Annotated in this window: 17 protein-coding genes; 10 read left to right on the top strand and 7 right to left on the bottom strand. The window is 42.9% G+C overall.

Features of this window, described 5'->3' with window-relative positions; genetic code table 11:
• Positions 1-59: 59 nt before the first annotated feature.
• The 5 genes from pyk to GTK07_RS01425 all read right to left on the bottom strand — a co-directional run bounded on the left by pyk (position 60) and on the right by GTK07_RS01425 (position 4,412).
• A complete protein-coding gene (gene pyk / locus GTK07_RS01405) occupies positions 60-1,502 on the bottom strand; it encodes a pyruvate kinase (RefSeq protein ID WP_163632234.1) in 1,443 nt (480 codons plus the stop codon).
• 2 nt (positions 1,503-1,504) lie between these two features.
• Complete coding sequence (locus GTK07_RS01410) at positions 1,505-1,969, bottom strand: IPExxxVDY family protein (RefSeq protein WP_163632237.1); 465 nt, start codon at positions 1,967-1,969, stop codon at positions 1,505-1,507.
• A 110-nt stretch (positions 1,970-2,079) separates the two neighbouring features.
• Complete coding sequence (gene rnc / locus GTK07_RS01415; protein ID WP_163632240.1) at positions 2,080-2,817, bottom strand: ribonuclease III; 738 nt, start codon at positions 2,815-2,817, stop codon at positions 2,080-2,082.
• A gap of 9 nt (positions 2,818-2,826) precedes the next feature.
• The gene (gene fabF, locus GTK07_RS01420; RefSeq protein WP_163632243.1) at positions 2,827-4,077 is read right to left on the bottom strand and encodes a beta-ketoacyl-ACP synthase II; all 1,251 of its coding nucleotides are present in this window, start codon (positions 4,075-4,077) and stop codon (positions 2,827-2,829) included.
• Positions 4,078-4,178: 101 nt separating this feature from the next.
• Complete coding sequence (locus GTK07_RS01425; protein ID WP_009778413.1) at positions 4,179-4,412, bottom strand: acyl carrier protein; 234 nt, start codon at positions 4,410-4,412, stop codon at positions 4,179-4,181.
• 161 nt (positions 4,413-4,573) lie between these two features.
• Between GTK07_RS01425 and purN the strand changes: the two genes are divergently transcribed.
• From purN to GTK07_RS01455, 6 genes are all read left to right on the top strand, one after another.
• Positions 4,574-5,137 carry a phosphoribosylglycinamide formyltransferase gene (purN, locus tag GTK07_RS01430; protein WP_163632246.1) on the top strand — a complete coding sequence of 188 codons (564 nt, stop codon included), beginning with the start codon at positions 4,574-4,576 and terminating at the stop codon, positions 5,135-5,137.
• Entirely contained in the window at positions 5,137-5,772 is a 636-nt protein-coding gene (locus tag GTK07_RS01435; protein ID WP_163632249.1) for a ribonuclease H1 domain-containing protein, read from the top strand. Before purN ends, GTK07_RS01435 begins: the two co-directional genes overlap by 1 nt.
• Positions 5,773-5,868: 96 nt before the next feature.
• Positions 5,869-6,795 carry a PfkB family carbohydrate kinase gene (locus tag GTK07_RS01440; protein WP_163632252.1) on the top strand — a complete coding sequence of 309 codons (927 nt, stop codon included), beginning with the start codon at positions 5,869-5,871 and terminating at the stop codon, positions 6,793-6,795.
• 42 nt (positions 6,796-6,837) lie between these two features.
• Positions 6,838-8,736, top strand: coding sequence for an amidophosphoribosyltransferase (locus GTK07_RS01445; RefSeq protein ID WP_163632255.1), 1,899 nt, complete (start codon positions 6,838-6,840; stop codon positions 8,734-8,736).
• A 478-nt stretch (positions 8,737-9,214) separates the two neighbouring features.
• Positions 9,215-11,047: a hypothetical protein gene (locus GTK07_RS01450; RefSeq protein WP_163632257.1), complete on the top strand. Its 1,833-nt coding sequence runs from the start codon at positions 9,215-9,217 to the stop codon at positions 11,045-11,047.
• A 780-nt stretch (positions 11,048-11,827) separates the two neighbouring features.
• The gene (locus tag GTK07_RS01455; protein WP_163632259.1) at positions 11,828-12,382 is read left to right on the top strand and encodes a hypothetical protein; all 555 of its coding nucleotides are present in this window, start codon (positions 11,828-11,830) and stop codon (positions 12,380-12,382) included.
• 520 nt (positions 12,383-12,902) lie between these two features.
• Here the strand turns inward: GTK07_RS01455 and GTK07_RS01460 are convergent.
• The gene (locus GTK07_RS01460; protein WP_163632262.1) at positions 12,903-13,511 is read right to left on the bottom strand and encodes a superoxide dismutase; all 609 of its coding nucleotides are present in this window, start codon (positions 13,509-13,511) and stop codon (positions 12,903-12,905) included.
• A gap of 114 nt (positions 13,512-13,625) precedes the next feature.
• Here GTK07_RS01460 and GTK07_RS01465 point away from each other — a divergent pair, with 114 nt between their 5' ends.
• The 4 genes from GTK07_RS01465 (at position 13,626) to GTK07_RS01480 (ending at position 22,227) form a co-directional block, all read left to right on the top strand.
• A complete protein-coding gene (locus GTK07_RS01465; protein ID WP_163632265.1) occupies positions 13,626-16,745 on the top strand; it encodes a UvrD-helicase domain-containing protein in 3,120 nt (1,039 codons plus the stop codon).
• A gap of 11 nt (positions 16,746-16,756) precedes the next feature.
• The gene (kbl, locus tag GTK07_RS01470; RefSeq protein WP_163632268.1) at positions 16,757-17,950 is read left to right on the top strand and encodes a glycine C-acetyltransferase; all 1,194 of its coding nucleotides are present in this window, start codon (positions 16,757-16,759) and stop codon (positions 17,948-17,950) included.
• Positions 17,951-18,073: 123 nt separating this feature from the next.
• Positions 18,074-19,432 (top strand): OmpA family protein, encoded by a 1,359-nt coding sequence (locus GTK07_RS01475; protein ID WP_163632271.1) that lies wholly within the window; start codon positions 18,074-18,076, stop codon positions 19,430-19,432.
• A gap of 65 nt (positions 19,433-19,497) precedes the next feature.
• Complete coding sequence (locus GTK07_RS01480; protein WP_163632274.1) at positions 19,498-22,227, top strand: PD-(D/E)XK nuclease family protein; 2,730 nt, start codon at positions 19,498-19,500, stop codon at positions 22,225-22,227.
• On the opposite strand, the gene GTK07_RS01485 is transcribed toward GTK07_RS01480, so the two are convergent.
• On the bottom strand, positions 22,228-22,935 hold the full coding sequence (locus GTK07_RS01485; protein ID WP_163632277.1) for an SDR family oxidoreductase: 708 nt from the start codon (positions 22,933-22,935) through the stop codon (positions 22,228-22,230).
• Positions 22,936-23,000 lie beyond the last annotated feature (65 nt).

Consider the following 23,000-nt stretch of genomic DNA (forward strand, 5'->3'; position numbering starts at 1 on the left):
AAACAAACCCCTTGTTACATTAGATAACAAGGGGTCGATTTCATATCCCAAGAGAATATTTAGAAGTTGCAGTTCTCTATTTCAGTGACACGTAAGGTGTTTACCATCCCTTTTTCCTTAATGGGCATGGCAGCAAGACTGACCAGCATATCACCTACGTCCAAAAATCCTTGTTGGCAAGCAATTTTGTTTACATCCTCTATGGTTTGGTCGGTAGACACAAACTTGTCATAATAGAAAGCCTTTACGCCCCACAATAGGTTCAATTGGGTCAATATCCTTCGGTTAGAGGTAAACACCAAAATATGGGCACTTGGTCTCCAGGCAGAAATTTGGAATGCCGTATACCCACTATTGGTCAGGGTAGAAATGGCCTTGGCCTCAATATCGTTGGCCAACAAAGCGGCATGGTAACACACCGATTTGGTGATGTACCTTTTTGTTCTGATGTTGGGAGGGGTCTGTGGCACCTTGATCAAGCTGGATCCTTCCACGTTCATACAGATGCTTGCCATTTTTTCAATGACCTGAACGGGATAGTTCCCCACGGATGTTTCACCGGAAAGCATTACGGCATCTGCACCATCCATTACGGAATTGGCCACGTCGTTCACTTCGGCTCGGGTAGGGGTCAAACTGGTGATCATGGTCTCCATCATTTGGGTAGCGATGATTACGGGAATCCTCGCTTTTTTGGCACGTAGAACAAGTTTCTTTTGGATCAAGGGCACCTCATGTGCGGGCACCTCAACACCCAAATCTCCGCGGGCCACCATCAAACCATCACAATAGGTTACGATTTGATCAATATTCTCAACCGCCTCTGGCTTTTCAATCTTGGCCACAATAGGAATTTTGTGGTCTGAATGTTCCTTGATCAATTCCTGAAGGTCGATAAGGTCCTGACTATGGCGCACAAAGGAAAGGGCCATCCAATCCACTTTTTGACCGATGGCAAAGATGGCATCCTTGATATCCTTCTTGGTCAATGCCGGAAGGGAAATATTGGTATTGGGTAGGTTAACCCCTTTTTTCGATTTTAACGGTCCTCCTTGGATCACAGTGGTCTTTACTTCGTCCTCACCGTTGGTAGACTTCACCTCAAATATCAGTTTACCGTCATCCAAAAGGATGCGTTCCCCCGGTTTTACATCCTTGGGAAAGTTCTGATAGTTCATATAAACACGTTGGGCAGTACCTTCAAAAGGCTCTCCTGTTACAAAGGTCACTTCATCACCGGGTTCCACAATAGCTTCCCCACCCATGACCCCAACTCTGAGTTTAGGGCCCTGCAGGTCGGCAAGGATCGCCGTGTTTACATCCAACTCCTCATTTAGTTCCCGTATCATTTTTATGCGTTCGGCAACATCTTCGTAAGCGGCATGGGAAAAGTTGATCCTGAAAACATCGACTCCGGCCTCGATCATCGCCTTCAAGGTTTCTTTCTTGCTGGTGGCTGGTCCCAATGTTGCTACAATTTTGGTCTTCTTTCTAGTTGGCATTGTTAAAAGATTAAATTTCTTTTTGATTTTAAGGTCTCCGTGTCCAAAGCATATGCTGTTATGACCTTCGATATCTTGTTGATGGCTTTGATTTTTTGTGCCAATACGTTTTCTTCAGCGGCATCCACCTTTAAAAAATAGTCTACCTCCTTACGTTCCTTGATCAGGTGATCCGTTCTTGTTGAAACGTTGTTCCCGAACAATCCGTCTGAAGGAATGATTTCTTCCACCTCACATTTGTTCGAGATCAGGGTCCAATACATATGGTTGAGCTCGTCATCCCAATCAAACACCGAATAGGATTGATTCTGTTCCAGATGGAGGTCGTTCTTCATTCTTTTCAGATACAATCCACAATTGGAATTTATGGCATAAGTAATGGCATAATCTTCCAAGTTACTGTGTATGGCGATAAGCTGAAAGCTATCATCGAAAAAGTCGGCCGATATCTTGTGTGTTGTCAACATGCCTTAACACTAGCTGTAAATATACTCTTAATCCGATTCAATGCCTAGTTATTACAAAACAATACACTTGTAAAACCAACGAAAACGATTGAATTTGAATTACTTTAAGGTTAGGAATTCTCCATTTTGTTCTGCAGCGCAAAATAGGCCCGCTTGGATGCCTTTTCCTCCGCCTTCTTTTTTGAGGTTGCCCTGGCCTTGGCCAAAATGCGGTCACCAATGGTCAGTTTTACGGCAAAATGCTTGAGCTCATCATTGCCGGTGTCCTCATAAACATGGTAGTTGAAAGGCTTTTTCTGTTTTTGGCACCATTCGATCACCAAACTCTTATAACTAATGACCTTGCCTTCCAACTGTTCAATGTCCACATACGGTTCTATAACACGGTCATGGATAAATTTTTCGCAGTATTTATATCCCCGATCAAGGTAGATGGCCCCGATCAACGCTTCAAATACATTGCCATGGATATTTTCCCCGAAATGGGACTTTGGAATCCTGCTCTCCACATATTTGAGCAATCCCAGGTCTTTTCCAAGTTCGTTCAAATGTTTGCGGCTCACTACTTTGGAACGCATTTTGGTAAGATAGCCCTCGTCACCTTCCGGAACCTCATTGTACAGATGCCTGGAGATGATGGTCCCCAGCATGGAATCACCCAAAAATTCCAAACGCTCATAGTTCATCGGGTTTCCATTGGAGTCCTTTTGATTCATGGAGCGATGTAAAAAGGCTTTCTTGTAGATGCTGATATTCTTCGGCTTAAAGCCAAGAATCTTCTTCATTCCCAAAAAAAAATCCCCATCCGAATTTGGATGGGAATTGAATATTTTGGAGGTGAGTTTCATGTTATAAAACTACCCTATTTTTTTGAACAAAACACAAGCATTGTGGCCTCCGAAGCCAAAAGTGTTGCTCATGGCTACCTTCACTTCCCTTGGTTGTGCCTTGTTCAAGGTCAGGTTCAAGGAAGGATCGATTTCCTCGTCCACCACACTATGGTTAATGGTAGGCGGCACCAAGCTGTGTTCCATGGCCAAAATGGAGGCAATGGCCTCAATGGCCCCGGCAGCTCCCAATAAATGGCCCGTCATGGACTTGGTCGAGTTAATGTTGATCTTGGGCGCATGGTCTCCAAATACTTTGGAAATGGCCTTCAATTCGGCAACGTCTCCCAAAGGAGTCGATGTTCCGTGTGTATTGATGGCATCCACGTCCTCTGGTTTTAGACCAGCATTCTCCAAACAGTTTTCCATCACTTTTACCACCCCTATTCCTTCTGGATGCGGTGCGGTCATGTGGTAGGCATCGCTGGAAAGTCCACCACCAAGTACTTCTGCATAGATCTTGGCTCCTCTTGCCATGGCGTGTTCATATTCTTCCAATATCAATGCCCCGGCACCTTCACCAAGCACAAAGCCATCCCTTGTTGCATCAAAGGGTCTGGAAGCCGTTTCAGGGCTTTCGTTTCTGGTGGACAAGGCATGCATGGCGTTAAATCCTCCCATACCGGCCATGGTCACGGCTGCTTCGCTACCTCCGGTAACGATGACATCGCAATGGCCCAAACGGATATAGTTGAGTGCATCGATCATGGCATTGGCCGAAGAGGCACAAGCTGAAACCGTAGTATAGTTTGGACCCATGAACCCATGTTTTATGGAAATGTTCCCAGGAGCTATATCGGCAATCATTTTTGGGATGAAGAATGGATTGAAACGGGGGGTGCCATCGCCTTGGGCGTAGCCGATCACCTCGTTTTGGAAGGTTTCCAATCCTCCGATTCCTGCACCCCAAACAACGCCGACCCTAAATTTGTCCACATTGTCCAAATCGATACCCGAATCTGCGATCGCTTCATCGGAAGATACCAGTGCATATTGTGCGAACCTGTCAAGTTTACGGACTTCTTTTCTATCAAAGTAGTCATTGGGGTCAAACCCTTTTAACTCGCAAGCAAATTTTGTTTTGAACTTTTCAGTGTCAAAATATGTAATGGGCGCAGAACCGCTCTTGCCGGTCCGTAGTCCTTCCCAATAAGCTTTCAGATTGTTGCCAATTGGGGTAAGCGCCCCCATTCCGGTAACTACAACTCGCTTTAACTGCATTGAACTATTTTTTTACCCTTTAGACCTAAGTTATAAAAAAAATTATCCATGCGATCATCACCACATGGATAATTTAAAATCTTTAGCAATATATCATATAATTACTTCGCTTCTTCTATATAGCTAATGGCCTGACCAACAGTAGCGATATTTTCTGCTTGGTCATCAGGTATTTGGATATCAAATTCTTTCTCAAACTCCATGATAAGTTCAACAGTGTCCAAGGAATCCGCCCCTAAATCGTTGGTAAAGCTAGCTTCTGCTACAACTTCATTTTCATCAACACCTAGTTTATCAACAATGATAGCCTTTACTCTTGATGCAATGTCTGACATAATTATTGTGGTTTTAAAAATTTTATCGATGGCAAAAATATAAAATATTGGATTAAATACATCATTTGTCGATAAAATGTGTTCCAAATTAAACTTCTTAAGGCTCAGTATCTTACTTTAGCCGCCTGAAGTTAGTCCAAAATCATATCAAATCCTAACAGATGAAACAAATTGTCATCTTGGCATCCGGCAGTGGCTCCAACGCAGAAAACATCATCACACATTTTCAAGAACACCCCGAGATTCAAGTGGCCGCAGTACTTACCAATAAAAAGGAGGCAAAGGTTTTAGAACGATGCGACAGACTTCAAATACCTGCATTTTATTTCAACCATACCTCTTTTAGGGATTCAGATACCGTGGTCAAGTTTTTACAGGGATTGTCTACCGATTTGATCGTTCTGGCCGGGTTCCTTTGGAAAATTCCTGAAAACATCATATCCGCATTTCCGAACAAAATCATAAACATTCACCCAGCATTGCTTCCCAAATACGGTGGAAAGGGAATGTATGGTGAACGGGTCCATCAAGCAGTGAAGGAAAATGGAGAGACGGAAACCGGCATCACCATTCATTATGTAAACGAACATTATGACGAAGGTGCCATCATCTTTCAGGCCAAGACCACAGTAAATCCTTCGGATGATGCTGATAGCATAGCCGAAAAGGTACACCAATTGGAATATGAACATTTCCCTAAGGTCATTGAAAAACTTTTGAGCTAATGGCGAAAAAAGCAAAGTTTTACGTGGTCTGGAAAGGCAAACACCCCGGAATTTTCGAATCATGGGCAGATTGCAAGGCCCAAATTGAAGGGTATAAGGGCGCGGAATACAAATCTTTTTCCACTTTTACCGAGGCCAAAAAAGCCTATAATGGCAACTATTCCGATTATAAGGGTGCCTCAAAAGGCAAATCGGAACTTTCACAACAAGAACTTTTGAAAATTGGCGACCCCAATTACAACTCCATAGCCGTGGACGCGGCCTCCAGTGGCAATCCGGGCAAAATGGAATACCGCGGTGTGGACACCAAGACCAAAAAGGTACTGTTCCACCAAGGGCCCTTTGAACAGGGCACCAGTAACGTGGGCGAATTCTTGGCCCTGGTCCATGGGTTGGCGTTCCTAAAAAACAAGAAGAGCGACCGTATCCTATATTCCGATTCCAGGATCGCCATAGGCTGGGTGCGGAAGGGAAAGTGTGGCACCAAGCTGAACAAAACCGCCAAAAATGCCAAGCTTTTTGAACTTATCGAACGGGCGGAAGATTGGTTAAAAAAGAACCGGTACACCACCCCGATCGTAAAGTGGGAAACCAAGGCATGGGGCGAAATTCCAGCAGATTTCGGGAGAAAATAGTCGGCCAATTACCCTATTTCACCAATTTTTTGCAAATGCTCCCTACATAGTGCATATGGAACTTCTATACCTTATATTTGCACCAAAATTCAGGGAATGGGCAAATTGCTGATCGTGGGATCTATGGCCTTTGATGCCATTGAGACCCCCTTTGGAAAGACGGGCAGAATCTTGGGCGGTGCCGGAACCTTTATTGGTCTTGCCGCCTCACAATTCAAACTGGATGCCGCCATCGTCTCCGTAGTGGGAGATGACTTTCCCCAGTCCTACATGGATATCCTAAAAAACAAGAACATTGACCTTACCGGTGTGGAAGTGGTGAAAGGCGGAAAAACGTTTTTCTGGGAAGGAAAATATCATAACGACCTGAATTCCCGAGACACCTTGGTCACCGAGCTGAACACCTTGGCCGATTTCAACCCGATCGTTCCCGCTGATTTTACCAATGCAGATGTGGTCATGTTGGGCAACCTACATCCCAATATCCAAATGAGTGTAATTAATCAGATGGAAAAACGACCAAAGTTGATCATACTGGATACGATGAACTTCTGGATGAACAGTACTTGGGACGATTTAATGGCCGTCATCAAAAAGATTGACGTGATTACCATCAACGATGAAGAAGCCCGTCAAATGACCGGTGAATATTCCTTGGTGAAGGCAGCTGCCAAAATACAGGAAATGGGACCCAAATATGTGGTGATCAAAAAAGGGGAGCACGGCGCCCTGTTGTTCCATAAAGAGAATATTTTCTTTGCCCCAGCCCTTCCTTTGGAAGAAGTTTTTGACCCTACGGGAGCTGGAGATACTTTTGCAGGCGGATTTGCGGGGTATTTGACCGAGTCGGGGAACATTTCATTTGAAAGTATGAAGAATGCCATCATCCATGGGTCTAACCTCGCCTCCTTTTGTGTGGAACGGTTCGGTACCGATCGGATGGTGAACCTGCAAAAACATGAAGTGGACAGTCGGTTGATGCAGTTTAGGGATTTGACACAGTTCAATATAGAGTTAACATAAATACCTGCCCTGAAAATTCGGGGCATTTTTATTTGGTTTATTATGAGTGATGCCATTAAGCACGAATGCGGAATATCATTGATCCGATTGCTTAAACCCCTGGAATACTACCAGGAAAAATACGGTACAGCCTTTTATGGGGTGAACAAAATGTACCTGATGATGGAAAAGCAGCATAACCGCGGACAGGACGGTGCTGGTTTTGCAAGCATCAAATTGGACATGAAACCCGGGGAGCGGTATATGAGTCGGGTGAGATCTGCCCAGCAGCAGCCCATTCAGGATATTTTTGCCCAAATCAATCAGCGCATCAATACTACCCTTTCCGAAAACCCCGGACGTGATAAGGACGTGGCCTGGCAAAAGAAGAACATTCCCTATATCGGTGAGTTGCTGATGGGACACGTTCGATATGGCACTTTTGGAAAAAACAGCATTGAAAGTGTACACCCTTTTCTACGCCAAAATAACTGGATGCACCGTAACCTGATCGTTGCCGGAAACTTCAACATGACCAATGTGGACGAGCTTTTCGGTAATTTGGTGGCCTTGGGGCAGCACCCCAAGGAAATGGCCGATACGGTGACCGTAATGGAAAAAATAGGTCATTTTCTTGATGATGCCGTAGCCAAGCTCTACAAACAGATCAAAAAGGAAGGCTACAACAAAAGGGAAGCTTCCCCTCTGATCGCGGAACGGTTGAACGTGGCCAAGATCTTGAAAAAAGCTTCTAAGAACTGGGACGGTGGCTATACCATGGGCGGTTTGTTGGGCCATGGCGATGCCTTTGTGATGCGTGATCCTGCTGGAATCAGACCTGCTTATTATTACAAGGATGATGAAGTGGTCGTGGTGGCTTCGGAACGACCCGTGATACAAACCGTTTTCAATGTAAAATTTGAAGAGGTAAAGGAATTGGATCCCGGCCATGCGGTCATTGTCAAAAAAAATGGGTCGGTTTCCTTAAAAGAAATCTTGGAACCCACAGAGCGCAAAGCTTGCTCGTTTGAGCGTATTTACTTTTCCCGTGGAAGCGATAAAGAGATTTATCAGGAACGAAAAAAGCTGGGCAAACTCGTCTTTCCCCAAATCTTGGAATCCATTGGGCACGATTTGAAGAATACCGTTTTTTCCTATATTCCCAACACCGCCGAGACCTCATTTTTTGGTATGGTTAAGGAAGCCCAGAATTACCTCAACCTAAAAAAAGAGGAACAGATCTTGGCACTTGGTTCAGATATCTCAAGGGAAAACCTGCATAAAATTCTTTCTGTTCGACCACGGATCGAAAAAGTGGCCATCAAAGATGCCAAACTAAGAACGTTTATTACACAGGATAGCAGCAGGGATGATTTGGTTGCCCACGTTTATGACATCTCGTATGGCTCTGTAAAGGAAAACGATAACCTTGTCATCATTGACGACAGTATTGTTCGGGGTACCACATTGAAAAGAAGCATCCTGAAAATTCTGGATAGGTTATCACCCAAAAAAATCATTGTAGTCTCTTCTGCCCCACAGATCCGTTATCCGGATTGTTATGGCATTGATATGGCCAAACTGGAAGACTTTGTGGCCTTCAAAGCCGCCCAAGCACTTCATGAGGAACACGGCACCACACATATCATCAAAGAGATTTATGAGAAGTGTTTGGCACAGACTACCTCCAAGGACAAAGATGTGGTCAACTACGTGAAGGAATTTTATGCTCCGTTCACCCTCGAACAGGTTTCCAAGAAAATTGCAGAAATCTTGAGCCCGGAAGGTATCAACGCGGAAGTGGACATCATTTACCAAACCGTGGAGAGCCTACATGAGGCCTGTCCCAAGAACCTTGGAGATTGGTATTTTACCGGAGATTATCCCACACCAGGAGGTAACCGTGTAGTGAACAGGGCGTTCATCAACTTCTATGAAGGGAAGAACGAACGGGCCTATTAAAAAAAATTCAATTGGGATGCCATTACGTGCATTTCGTCGATGAAACTAGTAGATTGGCGGGTTTTTATACGCTGGCTACAGCACCATCCTACTTTAGTATTGCCATAGCATAAGTAGGTTAAGTTCATGGTAAGATTTGGGGCAAAAAAGGTGGAATAACTTCCACCTTTTTTATTTTGTAGTTGTTCAAACTATCAACATAACTGATCATCTTGTCCAGACAAATTGCTTTATTTGGATACCGTCATAGCGACTTCTTCTTATTTATATCCAGACTTTCCGTACGATTTACTTAAGGTCTATTTTTGAGGTTTGTTTGGTTTTTATTCAAAAAAAGCTATATTGTCCTCGCTTCCCGCAGCAATATACCCCATACACCAATTTTTTAATTTCCCTGTTCCCTGATTGATTTTCGGGCCAGGCTTGTATGTTGCACCCCACAACTACCTTACTATTTGACAACTTAACCTGATAAGGCATGAAAAGACTATGCTTGTACCCTATCGGGCTGCTGATGTTCCTTCTTCTGTTGAACGCATGTAGCCAAGAGGAGACACCGTCCCAAGAGGACAACCCAAAAGAACAGGGCTCCATTCCATTGGGCATCTCGTTGGAACAGATGGCACTACAAGACCTGAATGACGAACCCGTTCGTACGGCGATCTCCCACTTGTCATCAATGGGCGGGACAACGACTTCCAAAAATATGGGTTCCAATCTTTATGATTTTACCGTGGACACTTCCATGGTAAAGGTCATAACACACGATGATGTGAAATCCTATACTTTTCCGATAAAAAGGGACCACAACGATGGCAGTTTCTTTGAGAACCTGGTGCTACAGCGGAATCCATCGGGCAACCTGCAGGCTTTTCTGGTCAGGTACCACTTAAAGGATGGTATCCGTGCCCTTGCCGAACACGGCTCCTTTTCCTTTGAGGGGAGAAGGGAACTGTTCTCCTTGGACCTGGAAAGACTGGATGTTGGCCTTGTTGAAAAGAACGACACCTGTTATGACGTGGTGGAACTATGGTGCCACTTCGGGGGAAACGATCACCCCGCAGGGGAGATGTGCATTTTGGAGGCACAGCTCACGGGCGACGACCGGCTCTTCTACAAGGAATCCATGATCTGTTTGAGTTGGGGCTCAGGTAGCGGCATTCCCGAAGGACCGGACCCGGGAAATGGGGAGGGCGGCAACGGTGGCGGGGCCGGGTTCGAGGACCCCTATATCATCACCGCGCCCACGAATGTCGCCCTCTACGAATTTCAGCTCAAGGAATTTGCCAGTGGAAAGCTGTCCCAGGCAGAAAGGGGATATTACAATTCCGACCCCAACATCAAGAACATCGTGGACGGATACCTGATCGACAACGGGATTTCCAACCTGGCCATGTTCAAGGCCAAGAACCACCTTTCCCTGGGACACGACCTCTCCCTAACGCCCCAAAAGTTCGTATGGTATTTCCAGCACAGGGACTCCGGTGAGGTCGAAGACCTGAAGCAGTACCTGCAAGATCAGTCCAACTCCGCAAAGGCAAGAGCATTCGGGAAGGAGAGCATAAGCGCCTGGATGGATAACGGAGAAGTGGATTTTGAGGAAGAGATTATTTATCTTCTCGAAGGCTATCCATGTCAAAAGAATATAATACAGGAAGCCCTTGCGGCTAACTCCCCTGTTACAGACTTGGTAAGGGATATTTTTAATAGTAATGTCAAACCAACGATCACTATCCAAGCCAATAACCTCAATGGTATTTTGGAAGGCGGAAACACACATGCACAAAACGGAAACCCATTGCATTACTTTATTACAATGAATACCCAACGGCTTGATGTTTCAACAGATATTGATATTGCCTGTATAACCATTCATGAGAGTGTTCATGCATTACTTTTTTACTTTTTACAAGCAGGTTCGTTTCAATCCAATAATGAATCCTATGCTCAACTGGTTGAAGATTTTGTAACCTATTGGGTACCTAATGGGGGAATTGGTTCTCCAGAAATACAGCATCAATACATGCAAAATTTGGTTAGTATTATTGCTGATTCATTATACAATTGGGCTCTTAAAAACGATTATAATCCTGATAATTTTGATGTTTTCGACACAGTTGACTCCCATAATTTTGATGGAATGCGAGAATATTTTGGCTTAATTGCATGGAATGGATTAACCGACAGAGATGCATTTAAAGAACTTTATCCCCCAGGAACTTTATCCTATATAAGTGCTTTACAAATTATTAACTCAGAATCTTTCCCTTATGAATACAATGCAAATCCGCAAGGCGAGCCTTGCAATTAGTTGTTGTTTGCTTTTGATAGCTTGTAAAGCTTCGCAAAGAATAAAAATATTTACTGAGGAGTCTTATAGTGTGGCAAATACTTCATTGATTTATTTGTACGAGAGTAGGAATCTTATTTCCAATGCATCGTATTTTTTAGATTCAATTGTAATTTACACTGAACCTCATAAGTTTAAAAAGGATGATTTCAAAAGAACTATTGAGAATTTTCAAGTTACAAAAAACGCCAATTTGAATATTCCTAAATGTGCAGATTCGATTTATTATGATTTTAACTTCGAAAATTTAAAAAGCACCTCCCAAATAGGTACATGGGACATTAAAAAAATGAAATTTACTAAGGTTACAAACAAAGCCTCTAGAAGTATTAAAAGAGAAGACCAAAGGGTAAAACTCTCTAACCCCATTTTTAATAAGAGATATACTAAAGCCTTAATTCTAATGGATTACCGTAACGAAGGAGAGTACATTTATTACCTCAATAAAAAAAACAATACTTGGAGAGTTACATGTGAATTAAATTTTAGTGCGTATTAAAATAACATAACCCCCAAGCGAGGATTCTTTTGTCAATGAGAACGGAGCCAAGATGACGACTATGCACAAAGAAACTGCCGACAACGCCAAAGATTAAGAGGCCAATTAATTGACCTGTAACAAGGCCGGTCAAGCTGTCATTACTAACTAAATCTTAAATATTTTAATGCAGAACGATACAACCAATTGGGCTTTGGTAATGCGGTTCCACAAGGAAAACAGGCGTGCAAATAATTTATAGTATGAAGTATTTAGTATTATTGGTTTCAGTTGTTTTTTTGGGTTGCAAAGTCCAAAAAGCAAAAGATTTATCCGATGAGTATAAAATTGTGAACTTGGTACTTAAAAAAGTAGATTCAGAACAATTCATGCTCTATGATGAAATTTATAATTACAACCTAGATTTTACTATTGTAGGGGTTTATAAAGGTTGGTACAACAAACATCTGACAGGGAAGATAATACCTATGGCAAGTAAGGATCTAGAATGGATTTTGGATTACTATGATATTGAGTTCATTTCCAAAAAGATAAACTCTGATACCATTAAAACAAAATGGGACAGGAAACAAATAAAGAATCCGAATCTGATCTATGCCTCAGACCGTCCTGATTTGGTTGAATCAACAGATTTGCCCAGACCTCCAAGGGTGGAATTATCAAAACCCTATTTAAATGAGGATAGATCCAAAGCAATGATCATCAGGATTATTGGAGGGAACGGATTTTTGATTTTGGCCAAAAAGGTTGATGGCAAGTGGCTGCTCTGTGGCAATATCGAGTATATGGTTTCATAGCATGTAAGATTTAATTTTTCATTAGCCATAGCCGTTAGGGTTTGTCGGATATAATCCACAAAAAACGCTCCCCTTTCTTGATATTTATCAATAAACCACCCCAAATGAACACTTCAACCAAATAAAGGGAGTTTCATCTAAAAGCTTGTGGGGCAAAATGCCTCTTGCCGTACATTTGGAAGACCATAGCATAAGTAGGTTAAGTTCATGGTAAGATTTGGGGAAAGAAGGCGGAGAACACTCCGCCTTCTTTATGTTTGACTACCAACGATTTATCCGTTTTATCGACGAACTGCACGTTTTAATTTTCCCCGGAAATTCAAAAATTTATCCCAAAACCTTTGTTATTTTACACAATACCAGTATTTTAGTCTCGCCATAGCATAAGTAGGTTAAGTTTATGGTAAGATTTGGGACGAAAAGGGCGGGGGCTTCCTCGCCCTTTTCTATTTTAGAAACTTTGGGCAATAAAAAAAGCCGTACACCAAGTGCACGGCTCTTCATTTTTAAGAAATACCCCTTATTTGGCAGCCTTGTAATTCTCGGCCACTTTATCCCAATTGATCACATTGTAAAAAGAGGAAATATAGTCGGGTCTCCTGTTCTGATAGTTCAAATAGTAAGCATGTTCCCAAACGTCCAAGCCCAAAATGGGTTGTCCGCCGCAGCCTACACCGGGCATAATGGGGTTATCTTGGTTGGGAGTGGAGCAGATGTCCAGTTTACCTCCCGGGTGAACACACAACCAAGCCCATCCCGAACCAAATCGGGTAGCGGCAGCGGCTGAAAATTTTTCTTTGAATGCATCAAAGGAACCAAATGCCGCATCAATGGCGGTGGCCAATTCTCCTGTAGGGGCACCTCCACCGTTTGGGGACATGATCTCCCAGAACAGGGAGTGGTTGTAAAACCCTCCACCGTTGTTCCTAACTGCCATGTTGGTCATATCCAAGTTCGTAAGAATGTCCTCGATGGATTTACCTTCCAAAGCGGTATCCTTAATGGCATTGTTCAAATTGATGGTGTAGCCGTTGTGGTGCTTGGTGTGGTGGATTTCCATGGTCCTAGCATCTATATTCGGTTCCAATGCATCGTATGCATACGGTAATTTAGGTAATTCAAAAGCCATAATAATTCTGTTTTTTGTGTTATTACTAATTATGGTAAAAATACGGGTTTTAACAAACATATTCCACTAAAACCATGTTAACTTGAGGTCGCTAATCCTTATTTTGCGGGAAAAATGGCTTTGAAAGGTTCCAACTTTAAAATATACAGTGCTTCTGCGGGTTCGGGCAAGACCTATGCCCTTACCAAGGAATATCTAAAACTGTTGTTGGCCCACGATTTTCCCTTAAAGTTCAGGCAGATTTTGGCCATTACCTTCACCAATAAGGCCGTGAATGAGATGAAAACAAGAATTCTGGACAATCTCCAAGGATTTGGAGCGGACCCGGTGCCCAAAAAACAGGAATCCCTTTTCCATGAACTTTGTCAAGAACTGACCTTGAGTGCGGAACAATTGCAAACCCGGTCCAAACTTATCCTTAAAAGGATACTTCACAATTATTCCTTTTTTGAAATATCCACCATAGACAAATTCAACCACAAAATCATCAAGACATTTGCCCGAGACCTGCATCTTTCGCAAAATTTTGAAGTGGAACTGGACCTTGACCTCCTTTTGGAAGAAGCTGTGGGCAGACTTTTGGAACGTGCAGGGAACGATGAGGAACTAACGGAAGTGTTGATCACTTTTTCCCTGGAAAAAATTGATGATGACAAAAGTTGGGACATTACCCGAGATCTCATCGAAATGGGAAAATTGCTTTTTCAGGAAAACCATGCCGAACACGTGGAGCCTTTAAAATCGAAATCCATCGGTGATTTTCAGGATATCCAAAAGAACATGTCATTACAGATGCAGAAAATCGGTTCATCCATCAAAATGGATGCCGAGAAAGCCCTCCTTGAGATAGAAAGTCAAGGTTTTGATTTTGCCGATTTTCCACGACAAACGCTTCCGAACCATTTCATCAAACTAAAAGAAGGAGAAGTACAACCCGATAAATTGTATGCCAACAAGCTGGAACAGAACCTTACTGAAAGCAATATTTTAAAAGCCAGCGACAAACGGGACGTATCCTCATTGGCCGGCACATTGCTTCACTTGTATTTGAAAATCAAGGAATTGGTTTATCAACACGCCTATTTAAAGAACGTTTATGGCAACATTGTTCCCATGACGGTACTGAACGAAATCGCCAAAGAGATCAAGAACATTGAACTCGATAAGGATATTATCCCCATTTCATCTCTGAACGCCATACTCTCCAAAGAAATCAAGGACCAACCTGTTCCATTTATTTATGAGCGGATGGGCGAAAAATACCGCCACTATTTTATTGATGAGTTTCAGGATACCTCTAAAATGCAATGGGACAATTTGGTTCCCTTGATCGGCAATGCCCTAGAGAGCGAAAATGAACGGAATGAGCAAGGTTCCCTGTTTTTGGTGGGCGATGTGAAGCAGGCCATTTACCGGTGGCGGGGCGGCAAGGCAGAACAGTTTCTGGATTTGATGAACGGCAAATCGCATCCTTTTGTGGTGGAACCCAATATCCATTCTTTGGGCATCAACTGGCGTAGTCGAGACGAGATTGTGGGCTTCAACAATGCCTTTTTCACAACGGTATCTCCAGTGCTCGAAAATGAAGATTACAAAAAACTATTTTTAAAGGATTCCCACCAAAAGACCAATAACAATCCTGGGGGCTTTGTGCAATTGACTTTTTTAGACAAGGATTCCGAGGAAAAGGAGCAGGTGCATTGTGATTTGGTATTGGAAACCATTCAACAAATACTTTATGAAAAGTATGTGTATGCCGATATCTGTATCTTGGTCCGCGATAATAAAAATGGCATGCTGTTGGCCAATTTCCTTGCTAAAAACAACATTCCCATTATTTCTTCGGATGCCCTTTTGCTGGCCCACAATGACAAGGTCGCGTTTTTGATCGCCATCCTTAGAATATGCGAAAACACGAATGATCGCGAAGCCGCTTTTCAGATTTTGATGTATCTGTCGAAGGGCGAAAAGGACATTCACGGTTTCATTTCTGAACATATGGACCAAATGGAGCGGTTCCTGGCACTTGAATACGGATTCGCTATTTCCAAATGGAAAGGGCAATCGGTTTTTACCTTGTTGGAAAAAGCCATTGCCCAATTCAACCTGACCGAAGGTTCCATTGCTCACATCACCTTTTTGATGGATGAAGTGTTGGATGTTGAAAAACGGGAAGGGCCAAGTGTACATGCTTTCCTTAACTATTGGGAAATTAAAAAATCGACCCTTTCCATAGCGGCACCCGATGATGTGAATGCCGTTAGGATCATGACGGTACATAAGGCAAAAGGGTTGGAATTCCCTTTTGTGATTTTTCCCTTTGCCACCTCGTCTTTGAAAAAACCTAGTTCCAAGCTTTGGGTGCCTGCTACCGAAAAAGAAAAAGACTTGGGCCTCGATGCATTTTTGGTCAACACCAAAAAGAACATGCTCGAATACAACCCTATTGCCGCCGCGATTTATTCGGATGAAGAACAGAAATCGGTGTTGGATGCCATGAACGTGCTTTATGTGGCACTCACCAGACCGGTTATTGGGCTTTTCATATTTACCGAAAAAGGGAAAGATGCCATTAGGATTGAAGAAGCTCAAACCTATTCCGACCTGTTTCAAGAATACCTAAAAAGTAAAGGGCTCTATCAGGAAGAACGGCATACCTACAGCTTTGGTTCATTTCCCAAAAACTTGGATAGTCAACTTCAACCTGAAGCCGATGAAAATCACATCACCTATATTACCCGACCCAAAGGGGATACTGGGTTTACCATTTCTACCAAATCGGGTAGATTGTGGGACGATGAACGCATTGAAGCCATTGAAATGGGGAACGTTATCCATTTTGCCTTAAGCCAGATCAAATACACGGATGACGTTCCCCAAGTAATTGAAAATCTTCAGCTAGATGGATATTTCTCCAAAGACGCTGCAAAGGATATGGAGGAAAAACTTTTGGAAGTGGTCCACCATCCGCAATTGAAGGACTTTTTCAAAGAAAACCAACAAGTGCTGAACGAGCAGGAAATCCTTACCTCTACGGGAATTTCGTTACGGCCGGATAGGATCATGATTTCAGAAAAACAAGCTACCATCTTGGATTACAAGACCGGAAAACCATCTCCATCACACAAGGAGCAGGTCATGCAATACGCCGATGTGCTAAAAGAAATGGATTATGAAATCAAACATGTCATTATTGTTTATATTGACCAAAAAATAGAACCTGTTTTTGTTTAACTCATACCACCATGTACGGAAAAATAAAAGAACACTTGGCCAATGAGCTGGAAGCCATAAAAGAAGCCGGCCTTTATAAAAAAGAACGCATCATCACTTCTCCCCAAGGAGCCGTGATCAAAATCTCCACGGGGCAAGAAGTCATCAATTTTTGCGCAAACAATTATTTGGGGCTTTCCTCCCATCCAGAGGTGATCCAAGCGGCAAAGGACATTATGGACACCCATGGTTTTGGGATGTCTTCAGTCCGCTTTATCTGTGGCACCCAGGACATCCATAAGGAATTGGAGCAAAAGATCGCCGATTTTTACGGAACCGAGGATACCATATTATATGCTGCTGCTTTCGATGCCAACGGTGGTGTATTTGAACCGTTGTTGAACGATGAGGATGCCATCATCTCGGATTCCCTGAACCATGCCTCTATCATTGATGGGGTTCGGCTCTGCAAGGCAAAACGCTACCGTTATGCCAATAGCGATATGGCCGATTTGGAGGCCCAACTCAAACAAAGTGAAAAGGACGGAGCCCGTTTCAAGATCATTGTTACGGATGGGGTGTTCTCCATGGATGGACTCGTGGCCCCATTGGACAAAATATGTGATTTGGCCGATAAGTACGATGCCATGGTCATGATCGATGAATGCCACGCAGCAGGATTTATTGGAGAGACAGGCCGCGGTACTTTGGAGGAAAAGGGTGTGATGGGCCGCATCGATATTATTACCGGAACACTGGGCAAAGCTTTAGGTGGGGCCATGGGAGGTTACACCACAGGGAAAAAGGAAATCATAGAAATCCTACGTCAACGCTCGCGCCCCTATCTGTTCTCCAATTCATTGGCACCGGCCATTGTGGGTGCATCGATTAAGGTTTTTGAAATGTTGGACAAGGACACCACGCTTCGGGACAAGCTCCAAAGCAATACCGAATACTTCAAAAAAGGAATGAAAGCTGCCGGTTTTGACATTATTGATGGTGATTCTGCCATTGTTCCTGTTATGTTATATGATGCCAAACTGGCCCAAAAAATGGCCGATATGCTATTGGAAGAGGGTATTTATGTAATCGGTTTCTTCTATCCCGTTGTACCCAAGGATAAAGCACGTATCCGGGTTCAGTTGTCCGCAGCACATGAAAAGGAACATTTGGACCATGCAATAAATGCATTCATCAAGGTAGGAAAGTCGTTAAAAATCGTCTAAAATCGTTGAAATGCAGTAAAACTGCGGACAAATGAGGCAAAAAAAAAGAAATTTAGATTTTGTTAATAAGTCTTAACAACTTACATTTGCTGCTGATAAACACTTAAACTTAAAATTTTGAGCATGAAACATCTTAGCAAATTATTGGTTGTTGCCCTTGTATTCGTAGGGATCAACAGCATACAAGCGCAAGACGAGAATAATCCATGGCAGGTTAGCATTGGAGTGAATGCTATTGACGCATATCCAACCAATGATGCAAACAACCCTTTCTCAAGCAATGCATTGTTCGATGAGTATTTCAACGTTTCTGACCACTGGAATATCTTGCCTTCAGTTTCTTATGTTGCCGTTTCAAAGTATGTCGGTGATGGTTTTTCTATTGGAGCTAGAGGTTCTTTGAACAGAATAGAAAAAATCGGAGATATGGCTGTGGATGATCTTTCGCACTATGCTATCGATGGTACCATTAAATACAACATCCTTAAACATACCACCGTTGATCCTTTTGTAGAAATTGGTGGTGGTTATACTTGGGTAGATGAAATCGGTGCTGGAACCGTGAACGGTGGAGTTGGTATCAACTTCTGGTTCTCTGATAACGTAGGTTTGACTGTTCAGACACAATACAAGCACGCTTTCGAAGATTACCTGATCAAGCATTTCCAACATTTGGCTGGTATCAGCATCAAGTTTGGTGGTACTGACACCGATGGTGATGGAATCTATGACAAAGACGATGCCTGTCCAGAAGTTGCTGGTTTGGCTGCTTTCAACGGTTGTCCTGATTCTGACGGTGACGGTATAGAAGATTCTAAAGATAGCTGCCCTAACGCTGCTGGTCCTAAAGAATTGAACGGTTGTCCTGATTCTGACGGTGATGGTGTTGCCGATAAAGATGACGCTTGTCCAAGCACTCCAGGTCTTGCTTCCCTAGCAGGTTGTCCTGATGCTGATGGTGACGGTGTTGCCGATAAAGATGACGCTTGTCCAAACGAAGCTGGTCCTGCTGCCAACAAAGGTTGCCCATGGCCTGATTCTGACGGTGACGGTGTTCTTGACAAAGACGATCAGTGTCCAGATGTAGCTGGTACTGTTGCTAACAACGGTTGTCCTGAAGTAACTGAAGAAGTTCAAAAACAATTGAACGATTACGCTAGAACTATCTTGTTCGATACTGGTAAATCTTCTATCAAAGCAGAATCTACTTCTGTAATGGTTGATATCATCCAAATCTTGAACGAGTATCCTAACGCTAAGTTCACTGTTGAAGGTCACACTGACAGTGTAGGTAGTGATGCTACCAACCAAAAACTATCTGAATCAAGAGCTAACTCCGTAAGAGACTTCTTGATTGACAAAGGTATCTCTGCTAGCAGATTGACTGCCATCGGTTACGGTGAGTCTAAGCCAATCGCTACCAACAATACTGCTGCTGGTAGAAAACAAAACAGACGAGTTGAAATCAACTTGGTAAAATAATTAGGAAACGAAAGTTTTCCTTAGAAAAGGCCCTGCAGTTGCAGGGCCTTTTTTATTTTTAATGCATGCACAACACTTTCCTAGAATATGTACTGGACGACCTGGAAAAAAAGCAATTGCCCATTGCCTCCTGCACCTTTGTGCTGCCAAGTAAACGGTCGGGAACTTTTTTAAAAAGACACATCTCCGAAAGATTGGAGCGCACTATTTTCTGTCCTCCCATCTTGTCCATCCAAGATTTTATCGGGAACATTTCAGGATTGCAACAAGCCGCAAGTGTAGATCTACTTCTGACCCTTTTTGAGGTTTACAAGGATTCCGGGATCAAGCAACATGATGATTTCTCGGCCTTCATCAAATGGGGTCAAACCCTATTGATGGATTTTAACGACATTGACGGGTATTTGATTCCCGCAAAGGACATACTCAATTACCTTTCGGCCATCAAGGAACTCAACCACTGGTCTCTAAAAAAGGAAAAGACCGAAATCATTGAAAACTATTTACAGCTATGGGGAAACCTAGAACGCATGTACCTGACGTTCACTTCAACGTTATTGGAGCAGAAACGCGGCTACCAAGGCTTGGTGCAACGGGTGGCCGTTGAAAAACTGAACAAAAACCATGTGGCCCCTGCTGAAAACCCAATTGTTTTTGTGGGGTTTAACGCCCTAAACAATGCAGAAGCCACGATTATTCAACATTATTTGGAGCATGGCAACACCTACATCTATTGGGATATAGATAATTATTTCCTAAATGACCCTTTGCATGATGCCGGGTTGTTCATCCGCAGTTATCAACAGGAGTGGCCCTATTACATCCATCAAGCTAAAATTGTACCTCAAAACAGCTTTCTCAATCCAAAACAGATACAGATAACCGGTGTTCCAAAAAGCATTTCCCAGACCAAATTTGTGGGCCAACTGCTGCAGCAAATAGCTCAGGAAAAAGGTGTTGATTTTCAAAATACTGCGGTAGTCCTAGCCGACGAAACGCTGCTAGATCCCATGTTGAAAGCGGTTCCTGCGGAAATAGATCACGTAAACATCACCATGGGTCTGCCCCTTGACAAAACAGTCCTCCACTCTTTCTTTCTATCTTTTTTGGAATTGAACATCGGGGTTTCAGAACGGGGCTGGTTCTATAAACATGTACTGGAATTTTTGGCCAATCCATACTTGCTTACCATTTCATCCAACGAAAATGTTGATTTTGCCCCACTACTGACCGAGGACATCAAAGAGGGGAATTGGTTATATGTAACGGAAGGCATACTTTCAAAATATACGGAAGCCCAGGAATCCCTAACCGTAATATTCCCATCAGAAAAAGTAAATGCCAAGGAATGGATCCAAAATTGTCTTGAACTTATTCAGCAATTGAAGGATATCTTTCAGTCCCAACAAAACGCCCTTGAACTGGAATACCTATACCGATTTTATTCCCTTTTCAATCAATTGGATCAATATTTGGACGGTGTGGAGTTTATGTCGGAATTGAAATCCATCAAAAATCTCTTCAAACAATTGTCCTCCATGGAAACCTTGGATTTCATTGGAGAACCTTTGTCCGGACTACAGATCATGGGAATGTTGGAAAGCCGGAACCTGGATTTTGAAACCATTATCATCACCTCGGTGAACGAAGGTATCCTTCCATCGGGTAAGTCTAACAATTCCTTTATCCCTTTTGATGTAAAACGGGACTACGGACTCCCCACTTACAAAGAAAAGGACGCTATTTATACCTATCATTTTTACCGACTCTTGCAACGGGCTAAAAATGTACATATCATCTATAATACCGAACCTGATGTATTGGAAGGTGGCGAAAAAAGTAGGCTCATTTCACAATTGCTCACCGATGAAAACCTGAAGCCTTATATCTCCCACAACATTGTGTCGCCAATGGTGAAAATTGATTCCAAACCACCGATGGAATTGATCAAGAAAGGTGCTTTGCTGAAAGACATCAAATCGTTTGCACAAAATGGCTTTTCACCTACATCACTAACCAATTACATCAAAAACCCAATTGATTTTTACACCCGGAATATTTTAAAAATCAATGACTTGGAAGAAGTGGAAGAGAACATTGCCGCTAATACCTTCGGCACCATAGTGCATGACAGTTTGGAAGAATTATACACCCCATTGATCGGCAATTTCTTGACAAAAGATTCCGTTTTAGCTTTGAAACCAAAGGTTCCGCTTGTTGTTGAAGAACATTTCCGAAAAAACCTAACGGGAGTGGACATCAAAAAAGGGAAGTACCTATTGGTGTACAATGTTATCGTGAAATATCTCACCAACTTTATCGATTTGGAACTGGAAGAGGTGAAAAAGTATCAAATAAAGTTGTTGGCCTTGGAGCAGAAATATGTGGAAGAGCTTAACATTCCTTCCTTGGATTTTCCCGTTACCCTGAAAGGTACTCTGGACCGTGTGGATGAAGTTGACGGAACCCTACGCATCATCGATTACAAAACGGGTAAAGTGGAGCCCAAAAACGTGAAGGTAACGGATTGGGTAGATTTGATAACGGATTATGACAAGAGCAAGGCCTTCCAACTACTCTGCTATGCTTATCTCTATGCCAAAAAACATCCGGTCCATCAGATGAAGGCCGGAATTTATTCCTTCAAAAACTTGAGCAAGGGATTGTTCTCCTTTACCGAGGAGAAAAATGACATGATCAATAGGCAGACCCTTTCCTCTTTTGAAAGCTATTTGTATCGACTTATCCATGAAATCTGTTCTGTAGAAATTCCCCTAACCGAAAAAACGGATTGATTATTTTAAATCCGGACGAGTGGGGCGCACTTCAATTTTACTAGGTAATGTTCGTGGATGCATCTTCAACAAATCCACAACCAATTGGCCAATATCCTCTGGTTGTATTTTCCAAGCATCTTGATCCGAAGGCACATGATCATTAAAATGGGTGGCCACGGAACCTGGCATAATGGTGGTAACCTTGATGTTGTACTTTCTAAGATCTAACATGGCGGCCTGGGTAAAGCCCACTACTCCAAACTTGGTGGCATTGTACCCAGCTGCGGTAGCAAAAAAGTTGGTCCCTGCCAAACTGGCCAAGGTCATATAATACCCTTCAGACTCTTTGAGCGCCCCTACTGAAGCTTTCAAGGTATGGAAGACCCCATTTAGGTTGGTGTCAATCATTTGATGCCAATCCCCTTCGGTCATTTCATCTATTGGGGCAAAATGCCCAACCCCTGCATTGGCCATGACCACATCCAATCGGCCCCATTTTTTTAAAATGGCTTCCACGGCCTTCTCCTCATCCTCCAACTTGGCTACATCGGAAACCAAACCTAAAACAGCATCATTATTGAAACTTTTTAAGGCTTCCTCCACGCTTTTGGGACTCCTTCCACTAATGGCGACCTTCATACCTTGATTTAAAAGGCTTTCCGCTATTCCATATCCTATTCCTTTGGTGCCCCCGGTGATGTAGGCCACTTTTCCAAGTAAACTCATGATCAATTATTTTGTAGTAAAGTTCAAAAAAGAGAAGGGCAAAAACAAAAAAACCATCCTAAAGG

Origin of the sequence: Flagellimonas sediminis, assembly GCF_010500845.1 — a bacterium.
In the GTDB taxonomy this organism is placed as follows: domain Bacteria; phylum Bacteroidota; class Bacteroidia; order Flavobacteriales; family Flavobacteriaceae; genus Flagellimonas; species Flagellimonas sediminis.

What these genes read in the sequence shown, in the direction of transcription:
- pyk (WP_163632234.1), bottom strand. Translation starts at nt 1,502, where the DNA reads ATGCCAACTAGAAAGAAGACCAAAATTGTAGCAACATTGGGACCAGCC.
- GTK07_RS01410 (WP_163632237.1), bottom strand. Translation starts at nt 1,969, where the DNA reads ATGTTGACAACACACAAGATATCGGCCGACTTTTTCGATGATAGCTTT.
- rnc (WP_163632240.1), bottom strand. Translation starts at nt 2,817, where the DNA reads ATGAAACTCACCTCCAAAATATTCAATTCCCATCCAAATTCGGATGGG.
- fabF (WP_163632243.1), bottom strand. Translation starts at nt 4,077, where the DNA reads ATGCAGTTAAAGCGAGTTGTAGTTACCGGAATGGGGGCGCTTACCCCA.
- GTK07_RS01425 (WP_009778413.1), bottom strand. Translation starts at nt 4,412, where the DNA reads ATGTCAGACATTGCATCAAGAGTAAAGGCTATCATTGTTGATAAACTA.
- purN (WP_163632246.1), top strand. Translation starts at nt 4,574, where the DNA reads ATGAAACAAATTGTCATCTTGGCATCCGGCAGTGGCTCCAACGCAGAA.
- GTK07_RS01435 (WP_163632249.1), top strand. Translation starts at nt 5,137, where the DNA reads ATGGCGAAAAAAGCAAAGTTTTACGTGGTCTGGAAAGGCAAACACCCC.
- GTK07_RS01440 (WP_163632252.1), top strand. Translation starts at nt 5,869, where the DNA reads ATGGGCAAATTGCTGATCGTGGGATCTATGGCCTTTGATGCCATTGAG.
- GTK07_RS01445 (WP_163632255.1), top strand. Translation starts at nt 6,838, where the DNA reads ATGAGTGATGCCATTAAGCACGAATGCGGAATATCATTGATCCGATTG.
- GTK07_RS01450 (WP_163632257.1), top strand. Translation starts at nt 9,215, where the DNA reads ATGAAAAGACTATGCTTGTACCCTATCGGGCTGCTGATGTTCCTTCTT.
- GTK07_RS01455 (WP_163632259.1), top strand. Translation starts at nt 11,828, where the DNA reads ATGAAGTATTTAGTATTATTGGTTTCAGTTGTTTTTTTGGGTTGCAAA.
- GTK07_RS01460 (WP_163632262.1), bottom strand. Translation starts at nt 13,511, where the DNA reads ATGGCTTTTGAATTACCTAAATTACCGTATGCATACGATGCATTGGAA.
- GTK07_RS01465 (WP_163632265.1), top strand. Translation starts at nt 13,626, where the DNA reads ATGGCTTTGAAAGGTTCCAACTTTAAAATATACAGTGCTTCTGCGGGT.
- kbl (WP_163632268.1), top strand. Translation starts at nt 16,757, where the DNA reads ATGTACGGAAAAATAAAAGAACACTTGGCCAATGAGCTGGAAGCCATA.
- GTK07_RS01475 (WP_163632271.1), top strand. Translation starts at nt 18,074, where the DNA reads ATGAAACATCTTAGCAAATTATTGGTTGTTGCCCTTGTATTCGTAGGG.
- GTK07_RS01480 (WP_163632274.1), top strand. Translation starts at nt 19,498, where the DNA reads ATGCACAACACTTTCCTAGAATATGTACTGGACGACCTGGAAAAAAAG.
- GTK07_RS01485 (WP_163632277.1), bottom strand. Translation starts at nt 22,935, where the DNA reads ATGAGTTTACTTGGAAAAGTGGCCTACATCACCGGGGGCACCAAAGGA.